This is a genomic window from Sulfitobacter sp. PR48, assembly GCF_028807335.1.
GTDB lineage: Bacteria > Pseudomonadota > Alphaproteobacteria > Rhodobacterales > Rhodobacteraceae > Sulfitobacter.
Map to the genome: position 1 here is coordinate 77,787 of NZ_JARAMM010000004.1, position 13,825 is coordinate 91,611.

15 protein-coding genes are annotated in these 13,825 nt (G+C 62.1%); 7 read left to right on the plus strand and 8 right to left on the minus strand.

Annotation, left to right across the window (positions count from 1 at the left end; translation table 11 throughout):
- Position 1: 1 nt before the first annotated feature.
- Positions 2–1,111: a pyridoxal phosphate-dependent aminotransferase gene (locus PVW51_RS06735; protein WP_274574197.1), complete on the plus strand. Its 1,110-nt coding sequence runs from the start codon at positions 2–4 to the stop codon at positions 1,109–1,111.
- Positions 1,112–1,204: 93 nt separating this feature from the next.
- Here PVW51_RS06735 and PVW51_RS06740 read toward each other — a convergent pair whose 3' ends face one another.
- Together PVW51_RS06740 and PVW51_RS06745 are read right to left on the minus strand one after the other, a co-directional pair.
- The gene (locus PVW51_RS06740) at positions 1,205–2,185 is read right to left on the minus strand and encodes a 3-hydroxybutyryl-CoA dehydrogenase (RefSeq protein WP_274574198.1); all 981 of its coding nucleotides are present in this window, start codon (positions 2,183–2,185) and stop codon (positions 1,205–1,207) included.
- Positions 2,185–3,270 carry an NAD/NADP-dependent octopine/nopaline dehydrogenase family protein gene (locus PVW51_RS06745; RefSeq protein ID WP_274574199.1) on the minus strand — a complete coding sequence of 362 codons (1,086 nt, stop codon included), beginning with the start codon at positions 3,268–3,270 and terminating at the stop codon, positions 2,185–2,187. The genes PVW51_RS06740 and PVW51_RS06745 overlap by 1 nt, the downstream gene beginning before the upstream one ends.
- Positions 3,271–3,435: 165 nt before the next feature.
- Here PVW51_RS06745 and dctP point away from each other — a divergent pair, with 165 nt between their 5' ends.
- Genes dctP through PVW51_RS06760 form a run of 3 tightly spaced genes read left to right on the plus strand, consistent with a single transcriptional unit; the run spans position 3,436 to position 6,362 of the window.
- Positions 3,436–4,449 carry a TRAP transporter substrate-binding protein DctP gene (gene dctP / locus PVW51_RS06750; RefSeq protein ID WP_274574200.1) on the plus strand — a complete coding sequence of 338 codons (1,014 nt, stop codon included), beginning with the start codon at positions 3,436–3,438 and terminating at the stop codon, positions 4,447–4,449.
- Positions 4,450–4,508: 59 nt separating this feature from the next.
- Complete coding sequence (locus PVW51_RS06755; RefSeq protein ID WP_274574201.1) at positions 4,509–5,006, plus strand: TRAP transporter small permease; 498 nt, start codon at positions 4,509–4,511, stop codon at positions 5,004–5,006.
- A gap of 18 nt (positions 5,007–5,024) precedes the next feature.
- Positions 5,025–6,362: a TRAP transporter large permease gene (locus PVW51_RS06760; protein ID WP_114272790.1), complete on the plus strand. Its 1,338-nt coding sequence runs from the start codon at positions 5,025–5,027 to the stop codon at positions 6,360–6,362.
- Positions 6,363–6,518: 156 nt separating this feature from the next.
- Here the strand turns inward: PVW51_RS06760 and PVW51_RS06765 are convergent, their stop codons facing one another.
- From PVW51_RS06765 to PVW51_RS06780, 4 genes are all read right to left on the minus strand, one after another.
- Entirely contained in the window at positions 6,519–7,832 is a 1,314-nt protein-coding gene (locus PVW51_RS06765) for a TRAP transporter large permease (RefSeq protein ID WP_274574202.1), read from the minus strand.
- Positions 7,825–8,331 (minus strand): TRAP transporter small permease, encoded by a 507-nt coding sequence (locus PVW51_RS06770; protein ID WP_274574203.1) that lies wholly within the window; start codon positions 8,329–8,331, stop codon positions 7,825–7,827. Before PVW51_RS06770 ends, PVW51_RS06765 begins: the two co-directional genes overlap by 8 nt.
- A 50-nt stretch (positions 8,332–8,381) precedes the next feature.
- Positions 8,382–9,401, minus strand: coding sequence for a TRAP transporter substrate-binding protein (locus tag PVW51_RS06775; RefSeq protein WP_269365631.1), 1,020 nt, complete (start codon positions 9,399–9,401; stop codon positions 8,382–8,384).
- Between the two features lie 79 nt (positions 9,402–9,480).
- Complete coding sequence (locus tag PVW51_RS06780; RefSeq protein ID WP_274574204.1) at positions 9,481–10,014, minus strand: MarR family winged helix-turn-helix transcriptional regulator; 534 nt, start codon at positions 10,012–10,014, stop codon at positions 9,481–9,483.
- A gap of 111 nt (positions 10,015–10,125) precedes the next feature.
- Between PVW51_RS06780 and PVW51_RS06785 the strand changes: the two genes are divergently transcribed.
- Genes PVW51_RS06785 through PVW51_RS06795 form a run of 3 tightly spaced genes read left to right on the plus strand, consistent with a single transcriptional unit; the run spans position 10,126 to position 12,163 of the window.
- A complete protein-coding gene (locus PVW51_RS06785) occupies positions 10,126–10,341 on the plus strand; it encodes a hypothetical protein (RefSeq protein ID WP_274574205.1) in 216 nt (71 codons plus the stop codon).
- Between the two features lie 11 nt (positions 10,342–10,352).
- Positions 10,353–11,693, plus strand: coding sequence for an aromatic ring-hydroxylating dioxygenase subunit alpha (locus tag PVW51_RS06790; RefSeq protein ID WP_274574206.1), 1,341 nt, complete (start codon positions 10,353–10,355; stop codon positions 11,691–11,693).
- Positions 11,690–12,163 (plus strand): aromatic-ring-hydroxylating dioxygenase subunit beta, encoded by a 474-nt coding sequence (locus PVW51_RS06795; RefSeq protein ID WP_274574207.1) that lies wholly within the window; start codon positions 11,690–11,692, stop codon positions 12,161–12,163. Before PVW51_RS06790 ends, PVW51_RS06795 begins: the two co-directional genes overlap by 4 nt.
- 182 nt (positions 12,164–12,345) lie before the next feature.
- Here the strand turns inward: PVW51_RS06795 and PVW51_RS06800 are convergent, their stop codons facing one another.
- Both PVW51_RS06800 and PVW51_RS06805 read right to left on the minus strand, forming a co-directional pair.
- Positions 12,346–13,203, minus strand: coding sequence for an isocitrate lyase/PEP mutase family protein (locus tag PVW51_RS06800; protein WP_274574208.1), 858 nt, complete (start codon positions 13,201–13,203; stop codon positions 12,346–12,348).
- Positions 13,200–13,817 carry a cysteine hydrolase family protein gene (locus PVW51_RS06805; RefSeq protein WP_274574209.1) on the minus strand — a complete coding sequence of 206 codons (618 nt, stop codon included), beginning with the start codon at positions 13,815–13,817 and terminating at the stop codon, positions 13,200–13,202. The genes PVW51_RS06800 and PVW51_RS06805 overlap by 4 nt, the downstream gene beginning before the upstream one ends.
- Positions 13,818–13,825 lie beyond the last annotated feature (8 nt).

The window sequence follows — 13,825 nt, forward strand, 5'->3', positions numbered from 1 at the left end:
CATGGCAGACAGCATCACATCAGGACCACGGTCCTACCTGGAGCCCCTCAACCTGCGTGGGCGTATCTCAAAGCCTCAGCCAAAAGGGCTGCCGCTGGTCAACCTGGGCTTCAATGAACTGCCCTATGGCCCCAGCCCGAAAGTTGCGGCTGCCGTGGCCGAAGCATCGGCGCAGGTCGCCTCCTATGGCACGCCGCTCTGCGACGGGCTGCGCGCGGCGCTGGCGCAGGCCAACGGGCTGGATGCCGATCAGATCATCTGCGGCAACGGGTCAGAGGAACTATTGGATGTCATCGCGCGCAATTTCGTGCGGCCCGGGGATGAGGTGCTGATCTCGGCCTATGGCTATATCCAGTTTGAAATGGTTGCCGCCAGACAGGGCGCGACCCTGGTCAAGGCAGCGGAGGCGGATTTCACATCGGACGTGGATGCGCTGCTGGGGGCGGTGACGCCGCGCACCAGGCTGGTGTTCCTTGCCAATCCGAACAATCCCACCGGCACGGTGCTGCCGGTGTCGGAACTCAAACGTCTGGTCGAGGGGATGCCGTCCGACGTGGTGGTGGTGCTGGACCTCGCTTACGGCGAATTCACCGGATTTGATCATTGCGCCGAGGTGCATGCGCTGGCGGAGGGACGCGAGAATGTCATCGTGACCCGGACCTTTTCCAAGGCCTATGGTCTGGCGGGCCTGCGCTGCGGCTGGGCCCATGCGCCTGCCGCGATGATGCCCAGCCTCTACGCCGCGCGGGGCATGGGCAGCGTCAACCGCCTCGCCCAGGCCGCGGCGACAGCCGCCTTGGCCGATCTGGCGGTGGTCAAGGCGCGTGTGGATGAAATCGTGGCTGAACGCCGCCGCGTCGCTGCCGCGCTGGCCGATATGGGGATCACGGCGCTGCCGTCGGGAACGAATTTCCTGCTGGTCCGCATCGACGGCAAAGGCGCCGAGGCAGCAGAGGCGCTGGTGGTGCATTTCTTTGACGACGCCGGGATCATTGTCAGCCGTACCCGCGAGGCGGGGCTGGAAGACTGGCTTCGGTTCTCGCTCGGCACGCCCGATCAGAACGACCTTCTGCTGCAAAGCGCCCGGAACTTCATGGAAGGCCCGGCCTGACCCCGGGGCCCCCCGCATTCTTAAGCCCAAAATACCCGGCGCGCCGCGCGCAAGCGGCGCCGCCGCCGAGCTTTCGGGCACAGGCGGTCCACCTCAGCCCTTGGGCGGCATCTTGTCCATATGCCGCAACATCGCGACAAAGGCGCTGAGCCTGTCGTTCTGATAGGCAGGCACATCCAGCCCTTCGTAATCCAGAAACCCCTGCCCATCGCGCAGGCCGCGGCGGTTCTGCGCCATGTTGTCCCTGACGATCTGGGGGGCGGCAAAGCGGTCTTCGCCCGTGGCACCGGCCATGTAATTGCTGGCATGGTAGAGGATATCCCCGCCGCCCCAGTCGATGAACTCCAGCAGGCCCAGGATCGCAAACCTGAAACCGAAACCGTATTTCGTCGCCTTGTCGATATCCTCGGCCGAGGCGACACCTTCTTCCACCAGCCGGGCGGCCTCGTTCATCGCCAGCGCCTGGATACGCGGCACGATGTAGCCGGGGCTGGCGGCACAGACCACCGGCACCTTGCCGATGCGTTCCAGCAGCGCCTTCAGCCGCGCGGTCACCGCCGGATCGGTCTTTTCGCCGGGCGACAGTTCGACCAGCGGTACTAGGAAGGCCGGGTTCAGCCAATGCGCGTTCAGAAACCGTTCCGGGTGGGTGACGAACCCCTGCAGATCATTGGAAAGGATGGTGGAGGTGGTGGAGGCGACAATCGCCTCCGCCGAGGCATGTTCGGAGATCATCGCAAATGCATCGCGCTTTGCCTCCATGACCTCGGGCACCCCTTCAAAGATCACCGCCGCCCCGGCCAGGGCCGAGGCGCAATCGCCCAGGGCAACCGTGCGGATGCGCGCGAGGACGCTGTCAATCTCCGTCTCGCTCAACATGCCGAACCCCGAGAGCATGCCGAGCGTGCCGCGCAATTCCGCGTCGACCTGCGCGCAGAGCGCGTCGAATCCGGTGCTGTCCCGGTGCTTTGCGTCGATCAGGACAACCTCATGCCCGGCATAGGCAAAGGCGATGGCCATGCCACGGCCCATCCGCCCCGCGCCGACAGCAGCGATCACCTCGCGCTGTGCCATCACAGGCCCTCCTGCAACAACGCCTTCATTTGCGCGCGGCTCAGGTCTGCAAGGCCCATGGACCCCAGCGTTCGCCCGGTCTGTTCGAAATCCGTGTCACAGATGGCCGAGGCCACGGCCAGCAGGCCCCGCGCGGTCGGCACCGGCACACCGGCCCAATCGCCCACCGAGACCAGGAAAGCGAGGCCGCAGGCCACGTCCTCCCGCATGTAGCGGTGTTCGGTCAGCACCAGGTTTTCGCGCCAGTCCCCTGAATCCGTCAGCTTTTCATGCGCGGCATTGCCATACATCCATTCTTCGCCATCGGGGTCATAGTGGTCCGCCAGCGGAAAATGCGGCGCGCCATAGCCAAGGGCCTCGCGCAGCGCCATCCGCTCGCCGTCAAGCCGTGTCGTGACGCGCCGGATCGCGGGCTGTGTGCCTTCGTTGTGGATGTCCCAATGGTCGAAATGTTCGATGGGGCCTGCGTTCATCAGGATCAGCGGCGGGTGGATGATCGGGCCTGCATTCATCAGCGCGCCCGACAGGCCATCGCCGCAATCCTCGACCGAGGGGTAGGCCTGCGCGATGACCTTGAGGGCATGTTCCGCATTGCGGCGCGGGAAGATGCCCGATGGCAGGCGTGTCGCGCGGGTGGTCACCGCGACCGTATCCGCCCCGTGCTTGCGGGTCAGGTAGGGCAGGGTGCCCGCCTCGGCCAGGGTGATGTCAGCCCTGTTGCCCGCGTCCCGGATGATCTGCGCCATCAGGACGCTGCCGAATGTGCCCGGCGGCAGATAGATGACCTGCCCGTCTTTCAGGAACGGGGCCATCGCCCGTGCAATATCGGGCTGAGCGGTGGCCGGGGTGGGGCAGACGATCAGCGCAGCACCAGAGACCGCCTCTTCGATATCGGCCGTGACGACCGCGATCTGCACCTCTTTCTCACCGGTGTGATCCTTGAGCGTCAGGGTGTTGTTGCGCTTGTTAAGGTCGGCCACACCTTCGGCGTTGCGCCGCCAGTACCGGACCCGGTGTCCTTCGGCAGAAAAGTCCAATGCTGCCGCTGCGGACCCGTTGCCGCCTCCAAGAACTGCAATTTCCATATTTTGCTCCCTTCCTGTTCACATGGTTTGTGATAGGCTTCAATTTATGTGCAAACACATGCTCTGCGGTTGAAAGCAGATATGCTTTCGCGATTTCCGTTGTCTTAGTTGCATGAAAATGCATATATTGGAAGAATAAAAACGAGACCAACTGGGAGTACTGAAATGACAATGTTCAACAGGTTGGCCTTCAGGGCCACGACAGCTGTGGCGGCACTTGCACTGACCGCGACCGCCGCTTTTGCAGAGGATCGGGTGTCGGCAACCCATGCTTTCCCGACATTCCTTGTCTATACAAAGACTTTCCTCGCCATGGTGGATGACATCAACGAGCGCGGTAAGGGGATCGTCCAGATTGACGTGCGCGGCGGCCCCGAGGCGATCGGCATGTTCCAGCAACCCGCCGCCGTGCGGGATGGCGTGGTGGACATGGTCCATATTCCCGGTTCCTTCTACGGCGCCTCCGTGCCGGAGATCGACGCAATGGTTGCCGCGACTGTCACACCGCTGGAGGCCCGCGCGAATGGCGGTGCGGCAGCGATGGACATGGCACACCAGGAACGCTTTGGCGTGCGGCACCTGGGCTGGATCGACGGCGGGGTAAAGTTCCACATCTACACCTCCACCGAACCCAAGTTCGACGAAAACGGCGTGCTGGACCTGACCGGGGTCAAACTGCGCGACAACCCGATCTATCACGCCTTCTTCGAGGCGCTGAACGCCACCACGGCCTCCATGCCCGCGACGGAAGTTTACGCCGCGCTGGAAAAGGGCGTTGTCGACGCTGCCGCATGGACAGAGATCGGCCTGATGGACCTCAAGTGGGACGAATTTATGAAATACGCGGTGGAGCCGCCCTTCTACAACACCGACATCGGCGTGATCTTCAACAAGGAAAGCTGGGACGCGCTGACGCCTGAAAGCCAGGAGCTGATCGAACAGGTCGTGATCGAATGGGAAGAGAAATCCTACAACGACCGGCAGGAGACCGTGAAAGCTGATCGCGCCGAGCTGGAGAAACGCGGGATGCAGTTCGTGGCCATGTCCGATGAAGGTGCTGCGGCCTATCTCAAGCTGGCCGAAGACGCCGCTTGGGGCCGGATGGAGACCCGGTTGCAGGAAATGGGCGACGATGGCAGCAGCTACGAGACCATGCGCAAGCTCTATCACCCTGAATAAGATCAACGAAGCGGCGCGGAGCGTAATCTTCGCGCCCTTCTTCGTGTCGGAGGCCGCTTGTGCTGAAACTGCTCGACGCCATCTGTAATCTGCTTGCGATCCTTGCCGGGACCTATCTGGTGGCGATCATGTTCGGCATCGTCTTCCAGGCGACGGCACGGTCTTTCAACCATTCCGGCTCGTCACACATCTTTACCTTCTCCGAATACGGGCTGCTGTATATCGTCATGGCGGCCTCCCCCTGGCTGGTCCGGCTGAAGGGGCATGTGTTCATCGAATTGCTGACCGCCGCGCTGCCGGCTGCGGTGAGCAAACCGTTTTCACGCTTTGTCGCGCTCCTTTGCGTGCTGATCTGCCTCGTGCTGGTCTGGTATTCGGGCGCGACCACGCTGCGGGCCTATCACTTTGGCGATGCGGACATGCGGTCGCTCGACATGCCGAAATGGATGCTGCTGATCTCCATGCCGGTCTGCTTTGGCCTGATGGCCCTGAATTTCCTGCGCTTCGTCTTTGGAGCGGAAACCTTGCATTCCGGGCAGGCGGGCGTTCATGAATAACTCGAAAGGCCCGTTCTGATGGAATGGTATTACGCGTTGTCGTTCCTTCTGGGGATGATCCTGTTCCTGATGTTCATGGGCATCCCCGTGGCCCTGGCCTTTATCGCCGCCAACATGATTGGTGCGACCTATTTCATGGGTGGCAACGGTGACCTGCTGCGGCAGATGTCGCGGGGGATCGGGCAATTGGTCAACAACGCCCTGCCGACGGTGACCACCTTCAACCTGATGCCGGTGCCGATGTTCCTGCTGATGGGCGAGATTTTCTTTCACACCGGCCTTGGCAACAAGATGTTCGCGGCGGTCGAGAAACTGATGGGCCGCATTCCCGGCCGCCTCTCCTTTGTCACCGTCGCAGGGGGGACGGCCTTTGCCACCCTGTCGGGATCCTCGCTGGGCTCCACTGCATTGCTCGGCTCGCTCATGGTGCCCGAGATGGAAGCGAAGGGCTACAAGAAGCACATGGCCATCGGTCCGATCCTCGGCACCGGGGGGCTGGCGATGCTGATTCCGCCCTCGGCGCTGGCGGTTCTGCTGGCAACACTGGCAACGCTGGATGTGGGCGACCTGCTGCTTGCAGGCGTGGTGCCGGGGCTGATGCTGGCCTGTTTCTATGTGATCCTGATCCTGGGCCTCTGCCTGTGGGATCCGACAGCCGCTCCGGTCTACGAGGTGGAGCCGACCGCGTTTTCGGAAAAGATGCGGCTGCTGTTCTTTGACATCATGCCGATGATGTCGATCGTGGTCGGGGTGATCCTGCTGATCATGAACGGCTGGGCGACCCCGTCGGAATCCGCCGCCTTCGGCTGTGTCGGCGTGCTGCTGCTGGCCATCGTTTACCGCAAGCTGACCTGGGCCAGCTTCGTGGCCTCCGTCACCGGTGCGCTGCGGGTGACGACCATGGCGCTGCTGATCATCTTCGGTTCCGCGACCTTCTCGGCCTTGCTGGCGTTTTCAGGGGCGTCCTCGGGGCTGATCCGCTGGGCGACACAATTCGAATTCGACCCCATTGTGATGCTGGTCATCATGTTCTGCATCCTGCTGGTGCTGGGCATGTTCATGGACCAGCTTTCCATGATGCTGCTGACGGTGCCGATCTTTTTCCCGCTGGCGCAGACGCTGGGCTTTGACCTGATCTGGTTCGGGGTGATCATCCTGATGGCGCTAGAGATCAGCTTTACCACGCCACCCTTCGGGTTGCTGCTCTTCGTGATGAAGGGGGTGGCACCACCTGACACCACAATGCGCGACATCTACATGGCGGCCTTGCCTTACATGGGCTGCGCGATTCTGCTGGTGGTGCTGTTGATCATCTTCCCCCAGATTGCGCTCTGGCTGCCGAACCTGGGCGAATAGACCGCCAAGGGGGCCGGAATTTTCGAAAATTCCGGGCAAAACTTTTCAAAAAGTTTTTCCCCGCCCCGCCGCAGGGTCAAAGCCACTTGGGATGGGGCAGGCGTACCCCGGTCACTTGGTCGGACACTTCGACGTCATCCCTCGGATGGCGCTCCGTTACATTTGTGAGGGCAGGAACAGCACCAGCGCGGGAAAGGCCAGCAGCAGGATCAGCCGGATGATGTCGACCATCCAGAAGGGTGTCACCCCGCGAAAGATGGTGCCTGTGGACACATCGCCCACCACACCCTTCAGCACAAAGACGTTGAGGCCCACGGGAGGGGTGATCAGGCTGATTTCCGTGACCACCACCACGATGATCCCGAACCACACCGGGTCAAAGCCAAGGCCGGTCACCAGGGGAAAGAAGATCGGGACTGTCAGCAGCAGCATCGACATCGATTCAAAGATGCAGCCCAAAACGATATAGATCGCGATGATCATCGCCATGACCACCCAGGGCGACACGTCATAGGCGCTGACAGCCGCGCGCAGGGCCTCGGGCAAGCCCGCGAGGTTGACGAAGTTGGAAAAGATCCAGGCCCCGATCAGCACGGCAAAGAGGCTGGCGGTGGTCAGCGTGGTTTCCTGCAACACATCGCGCAGGCCGGCCCAGTTCAGCCCGCCCCGCGCCAGGGCAATCAGAAACGCCCCTGCGGCCCCCATGCCCGCCGCTTCGGTCGGCGAAAAGGCCAGGTGGATCGGCCAGAAATCAAGCGCCCCGTAAAGTCCGCCGATGACAAGGCCGAAGAGCAGCAGAACCGCCCAGACGCCTTTGACTGCAGCCAGACGCTCCCCCCATCCCGCCCGTGGTCCGGCGGGCCCGGCACCGGGATTGCGCGCCACGGTATAGCGGACCGCCACCAGATACAGCAGGATGCCAAGCGCGCCGGGAATGATCCCCGCGATGAAAAGCTGCCCGATGGAGGTTTCCGTCAGCAGCCCATAGATCACCAGAATGACCGAGGGCGGGATCAGGATGCCCAGCGTGCCGCCCGCCGCGATGGAGGCGGTCGAAAGGCTGTCGGCATATCGGAACTTGCGCATCTCGGGCATGGCGACCTTGGACATGGTTGCGGCAGTGGCCAGCGATGATCCGCAGATCGCCGCAAACCCGCCGCAGGCCACGATGGTCGCCATCGCCAGCCCGCCCCGGAAATGCCCGAGAAAGGCATTGGAGACGGCATAAAGCTCGCGGCTGATCCCGCCCTTGTTCACGAACAGGCCCATCAGGATGAACAAGGGCACAACCGACAGCCCATAGTCCTGCGAGGTGTCGATCAGCAACCGTGACACCATCGAGATCGAGGCGGTGAAGTTGGTCTGATAGGTAAAGCCGATCATGCCCACCAGCCCCATCGCAAAGGCGATGGGAATGCGGCACAGGACCAGCAGGAAGACGGCGGCAAAGCCGATGCAGGATTCAATCATGCAGGGTCTCCAGCGCGCGGGGCGCAAACCAGTGCAACAGCCCCTTGATGATCAGCACCAGCGCCGACAGAAAGGTCATGATGGCGATGAAATATTCCACGTAAAATGTGGGGATAGAAAGGTATTCTGTCATGTCGCCATAGCTGCGACCCCGTTCGGCCAGCACCACGACCCTTTGCGCCGGCCAGTACAGCATCACGCCACAGATCAGATTGACAAATCCATCCCTGAGCCGCGCGATGTGCAGCCGGTCAAAGAGGCCATCGGCAAGATCGACGGCAATATGCTCTTCGCGGGCCGACAGGATCGGCAGGGCGGAAAACACCACAATCGCGATGGCGATCCGGGTCAATTCGGTCGCGGCCTCGATCGGCGCATTCAGCGCCGACCGCAGCACCACGTCACAGAACGTCAGCACCATCAGCGCAAACAGGGCGAGCGATGCCACCGCCATCGGAAGGGCCGCAGCAAGGCGGGCGAATCTGATCACCTGTTGCATAGAACCTCAAGGGGTGAGGGAAGGGCAGGGATAACCCCTGCCCGAACCGGTCATTTGGTTTCTTTGGCCATCTCTGCCACGACCATCTCATAGGCCGCCTGCGCATCGACACCTGCGGCCTCAAGCTCCGCCAGAACCTTGTCACGCACCCGTTGCCCCATTTCGGCAAAGGTGGCCTGGTCTTCTGCGCTGGCCGTCACGATGGTATTGTCTGCCGCCGCTTCGGTCTGTGCCCGCGCCTCTGCGTCGCTTTCGTCCCAGACCTGACCCATCATCCGGCTTGCCGTTTCACCAAAGACCTGTTCGTCCAGCGCGGCCTGCAGGTTCTCGGGCAGGCTGTCGAATTTATCCTGACTCATGATCACCGCGAAAGACCCGCGATAAAAGCCGCCGGGCATTTCATAGACGTTCTTGGCGACCTCGTTCAGCTTGAAGCTGATCCGCTCGCCCATGTTCATGGCCACGGCGTCAGCGGCCCCGGAATCCAGCGTCTCATAGACTTTCGGCGCCGGCACCTGAATGCCCACAAGCCCCAGTTCCGCCCCGACATCGGCCGACACCCCGCCGCCCAGACGGGTTTTCAGCCCCTGCAGATCGGCCAATGTCTTGACCTCCTTGTTGGAGTGGATCTGCCCGGGACCATGGGTTGTCAGCGCCACCAGCTTGGTGCCACGGTGTTCGTCCAGCGCATCGAGGTATTCCTTCTGCACCCGCCAATAGGCCACCGAGGCAGCTTCGGCGCTGCCTTCGTATCCGGGCACTTCGATCAGCTTCGATCCGACGAAACGGCCCGGCTGATAGCCGTGGAAGATGATCGTCATATCCGCCGCGCCATCCATCACCAGGTCCATCTGGGCCGGTGGCGGGGCAAGGCCCATCTTGATCTCGCCGGTGACTTCGCCCCCCGTCGCGGATTCCATCATGTCGATCAGGCCTTGCAGCATCCCTGTGTTGATCGGATGGCTGGGCGGCAGCCAGCTTGAGATCGTGATGGTTTCAGCCGCCTGTGCCGTGGTTGCCATGCTGAGAACCAGCGCCGTGCCGGTCAAGAATTTGGTAAACTTTCCCATGTCTCACTCCCTTTTCCTTCACGCAGGCGGTCGCCGACAAAGCCGGACTCACCCGTCGTGAAATTTATATGCATTTTCATTAATCCATATTTTCTTTGACTTGTGAACCCGTTTTCTGACCTGTCCCGCGCCGTGCCGTTTCGGAAGTTCCCGGTTCAAGCGCTGCCAGCAGGGATCGCAACGCAGGTTTCAGCCGCGCGCCGTCGCCGCCGGAAAGTGTCCGGATCAGTTCCGCCTCGTGCACCTTGGCTTCGGCGACCAGCCTGGTGGCCAGGCGCCGGCCTTCGGGCGTCAGATGCACCCGGACCCGCCGCTTGTCGGCGGCGTCGCCGCGACGGACGACAAGATCGCGCTTTTCCATTTGCAGGATGATCCGGGTCAGCCGCGACTGTTCGGCCAGGGCAACTGTCGCCAGTTGCGTGACCATCGCGCCGTCTTCGTCCAGCAGGCAGGCCAGCACCCGCCATTCAGGGACCCGAAGACCCGCCGCGCGGACGGTCTGGTGGAACTGGGCGCTCGCCGCTTCGCTGGCAGCGGCCAGCAGGTACAGCAGATAGTCCGAAACAAAGCCGGGTGCCGCCTCTGAGCCGGTTTCGTCGCGCGGTGCCTGCATCCTTAAAATTCCTTCCTGTCTGCCACTCTGGTTCAGCAGCAACCTGCCTGGAACAATGTAGCGGAGCACAGGGATCACATAAAGGGCTTGACGGCTATTATATGATTTTTCATGCTAGTTGACATGAGAGAACAGCCGATGGAGACCATGTTCAGCAGGATCGTCGATGTTGCCCCGCTGACCGGCCGCATCGACAAATTTCGCATCGCGGCGCAGATCGGTGATACCCTGGACCTGTCCGGGGCGGCATGCGCCAGCGCCAGCGGCAGGGTCACGCATATCTGCGTCATCCGGGCCAGATCCGCCCGGCTGAAACGGGACATCTGAAGGAGCACCCGATGGGCAAGTATTCCGGTAACCCCGCAGCCGCCGCTGCATTGTTCGAGGGCCATCAGGTCCACCGCGATGTCTATATCGACCCGGAGGTGTTCCGGCTTGAGATGAAACATGTCTTTGCCAATGCCTGGGTCTTTGTCGGCCACGAAAGCCAGACGCCACAAAAGGGTGACTATTTCGCGACCTCGATCGGCGACCGACCGGTGATCCAGGTGCGCCATTCAACGGGTGACATCCATGTTCTCTACAACCGCTGTCCGCACAAGGGCACCAAGATCGTCATCGACCGACAGGGCAACACCGGCAAGTTCTTTCGCTGCCCCTATCACGCCTGGTCCTTCAAGACCGACGGGTGCCTGTTGGCGATCCCGTTGAAGAAAGGCTACGCCGACACAGGCCTTGACCAGACGGAGAGCGCCAGGGGCATGAAGGCCGTGGGCGCGGTGCGCAACTACCGCGGTTTCATCTTTGCCCGTCTGGCCGAAGAGGGCATTTCATTCGAAGATTTCTTCGGCGACAGCCTGTCATCGCTCGACAACATGGTGGACCGTTCCCCCGCCGGACGGCTTGAGGTCGCAGGCCCGCCGCTGCGCTACATGCACCATTGCAACTGGAAAATGCTGGTGGAGAACCAGACCGACACCTGCCACCCGATGGTGGCCCATGAATCCTCCGCAGGCACGGCGGTAAAGCTCTACGAAGAACTGAACCTGCCCGAAGACGCGCCCAAACCCCCGGCGATGGAAATCATCGCGCCCTTCATGAGCCCTTACGAATTCTTCGAGAACATGGGCATCCGCACCTGGCCCAACGGGCACGGGCACACGGGTGTGAATCACTCGATCCACTCCAATTATTCCCGGATCCCCGGTTATTTCGAAAAGATGGTGGAAAGCTATGGCGAGGAAAAGGCAAAGGCGATCCTGGACGAGAACCGCCACAACACGGTCTATTTCCCCAACATCATGATCAAGGGCCCGATCCAGCAGTTGCGCATCTTCATCCCGCTGGCGGCGAACAAGACGCTGGTGGAAAGCTATATCTACCGGCTGGTCGATGCGCCCGATGAACTGACTGCCCGCACGGCGATGTACAACCGCATGATCAACGCGCCCACCTCCATCGTCGGCCATGATGACCTTGAGATGTACGAACGCGCGCAGGAGGGGCTGGAGGCCGACGGCCTGGAATGGGTCAACATCCAGCGGCTGCGGACGGGCGAAGAGGATTTTTCCGAAGAGGTGGTGGAGAACGGCACGACCGAGCGTCAGATGCGCAACCAGTTCGACGCATGGGCGCGGTTCATGACCTGGGATACCCCCGCGCGGGAGGCGGCGGAATGAGCGTGACCAGGGAACAGGTGATCGACTTCATCTATGATGAGGCACGGATGCTGGACGAGGGCCGCTATACCGAATGGCTGGCGCTCTGGCTGACCGACGGCCATTACTGGATGCCGCTGGATTATCAGCAGACCGACCCGCTGAACGTCACGTCGCTGATGTATGAGGATCTCTTCATGCTGAAACTGCGGGTGGAGCGCCTCAACGGCGCGCGCACCTTCAGCCAGAAACCCAAAAGCCGCTGCCACCACGTGCTCCAGCGCCCCTTCGTGGACGAGATGAATGGCGACAGCTTCGTCACCACCACCTTCATGCATTACGTCGAGACGCGGCTGGACGAACAGCAATTGCTGGCGCTGACCGCGAAACACGACCTCGCGCTGGTCGACGGATCGCTCAGGATCGCCAACAAAAGGGTGGATATCGTCAATTGCGACGCGGCCTTCCGCAACATTCAGCTGCTGCCATAAGGAGCGGCTGCGCCGCATTCGATCCAAAGAATCTTGGGGCTTTGCCCCAAACCCCGTGTATTTACGGAACAATGAATGTGGCACGATGCGCCATTGTCCGTTTCATTGTTCCCCAAATATACCGGGGGAGACGCCGCTTGCGGCGTCGGGGGCAGCGCCCCCGGCCTGGCCTGCCAGGGATCTCAGCCTTCATAGGTTTTGCCGCGCGCGAGCATCTCGGTGGTGCCGATCACCTCGTTCAACCCGTCGAAATCATGCATCCGTCCGGCGAAAGGCGCGTTGGTTCCGTGGGTCGCGAGGCTGGCGTAATAGTCCTGCGCCGTCCGGGCCAGTGCGCGCACGATGCCGCCGGGAAAGATCACCAGTGAAAAGCCGAGGGTTTCCAGGTCACCGGCACCATGCATCGGGGTTGCGCCGCCTTCGACCATATTGGCCAGCAGCGGCACGCGGCCCTTGAACTGTGCCGTGATCTCCTGCAACTGCGCGCGGGTCTGGGGCGCTTCGATGAACAGAACGTCAGCACCGGCTTCCAGATAGGCTTCCGCCCGGTCTGTCGCCGCCCCGAACCCTTCGACCGCGATGGCATCGGTCCGGGCCACGATCAGCGTATCCTCGGAGCGGCGGGCGTCGGTCATGGCGCGGATTTTCCCGGCCATTTCCGCAGCGCTGATCAATGTCTTGTCCTTCAGATGCCCGCAGCGCTTGGGATAGGTCTGATCCTCGATCTGCAGTGCCGCCGCGCCTGCGCGTTCATATTGCCGCATCGTGCGCTGGGCGTTCAGCGCATTGCCGAAGCCTGTATCGGCGTCGATGATCACCGGCAGTTCAACACGGTCGGCGATCAGCGCCATGGTATCGGCCATTTCGGTCGCCGAGGTCAGCCCGATGTCGGGCCGCCCGAGCCTTGTATAGGCCAGGGCCGCACCCGACAGATACAGCGCCTCGAACCCCGCCGCCTGGGCGATGGCGGCGGTGAGCCCGTCATAGACGCCGGGGGCGACAAGGATCTTGCCGGTGCCGAGCCGCGATTTCAGGGTCATGCGTCCTCCAACAGTTTCAGCGCCTCGGCGCAGGTCATCTGGTGCGTCACCGTGCCCAGCGACAGCAGCGTTGCCTCATGCACATCGTCGCGGAAGGCGGCGCAGCCGTCACTCAGCATGCAGGTTTCAATATCGCGCAGATGCGCGTCCCGCAGGGTGGAGGCGACGCCGCCGTTCGTGACGATGCCCCCCACGATCAGATGCTCCAGGCCAAGGGCGCGCATGATGAATTCCAGCCGGGTCTGGTAGAAGGCGGAATAGGCCACCTTTTCCACCACGTAATCCGCCGGGTGCAAAATATCGACGATCCTGTGGCCAAAGCTGCCGGGGGCAAAATCACCTTTGGTCAGGAAGGGGCGCAGCTGTTTCAGATGGGGTGCGATCAGCGGCACACCCTGCGGCCCGGGCACCAGGGTGAACTGGGCCGAGATATAGGTGCCGCCCCGCGCCCGCAGCGCCCGAACCAGCGGGGCGATGCGGGCGGGCAAGGCGGCGATGTTGTCTGCGCCCAGACCGGCGCGGCCATAGGCACCATCGGGATGGATGAAGTCGTTTTGCAGGTCGATTGTCAGCAGGGCCGTTCTGGTCAGGTCCCATGTTTCGGGATGGCTCATGTCATCTT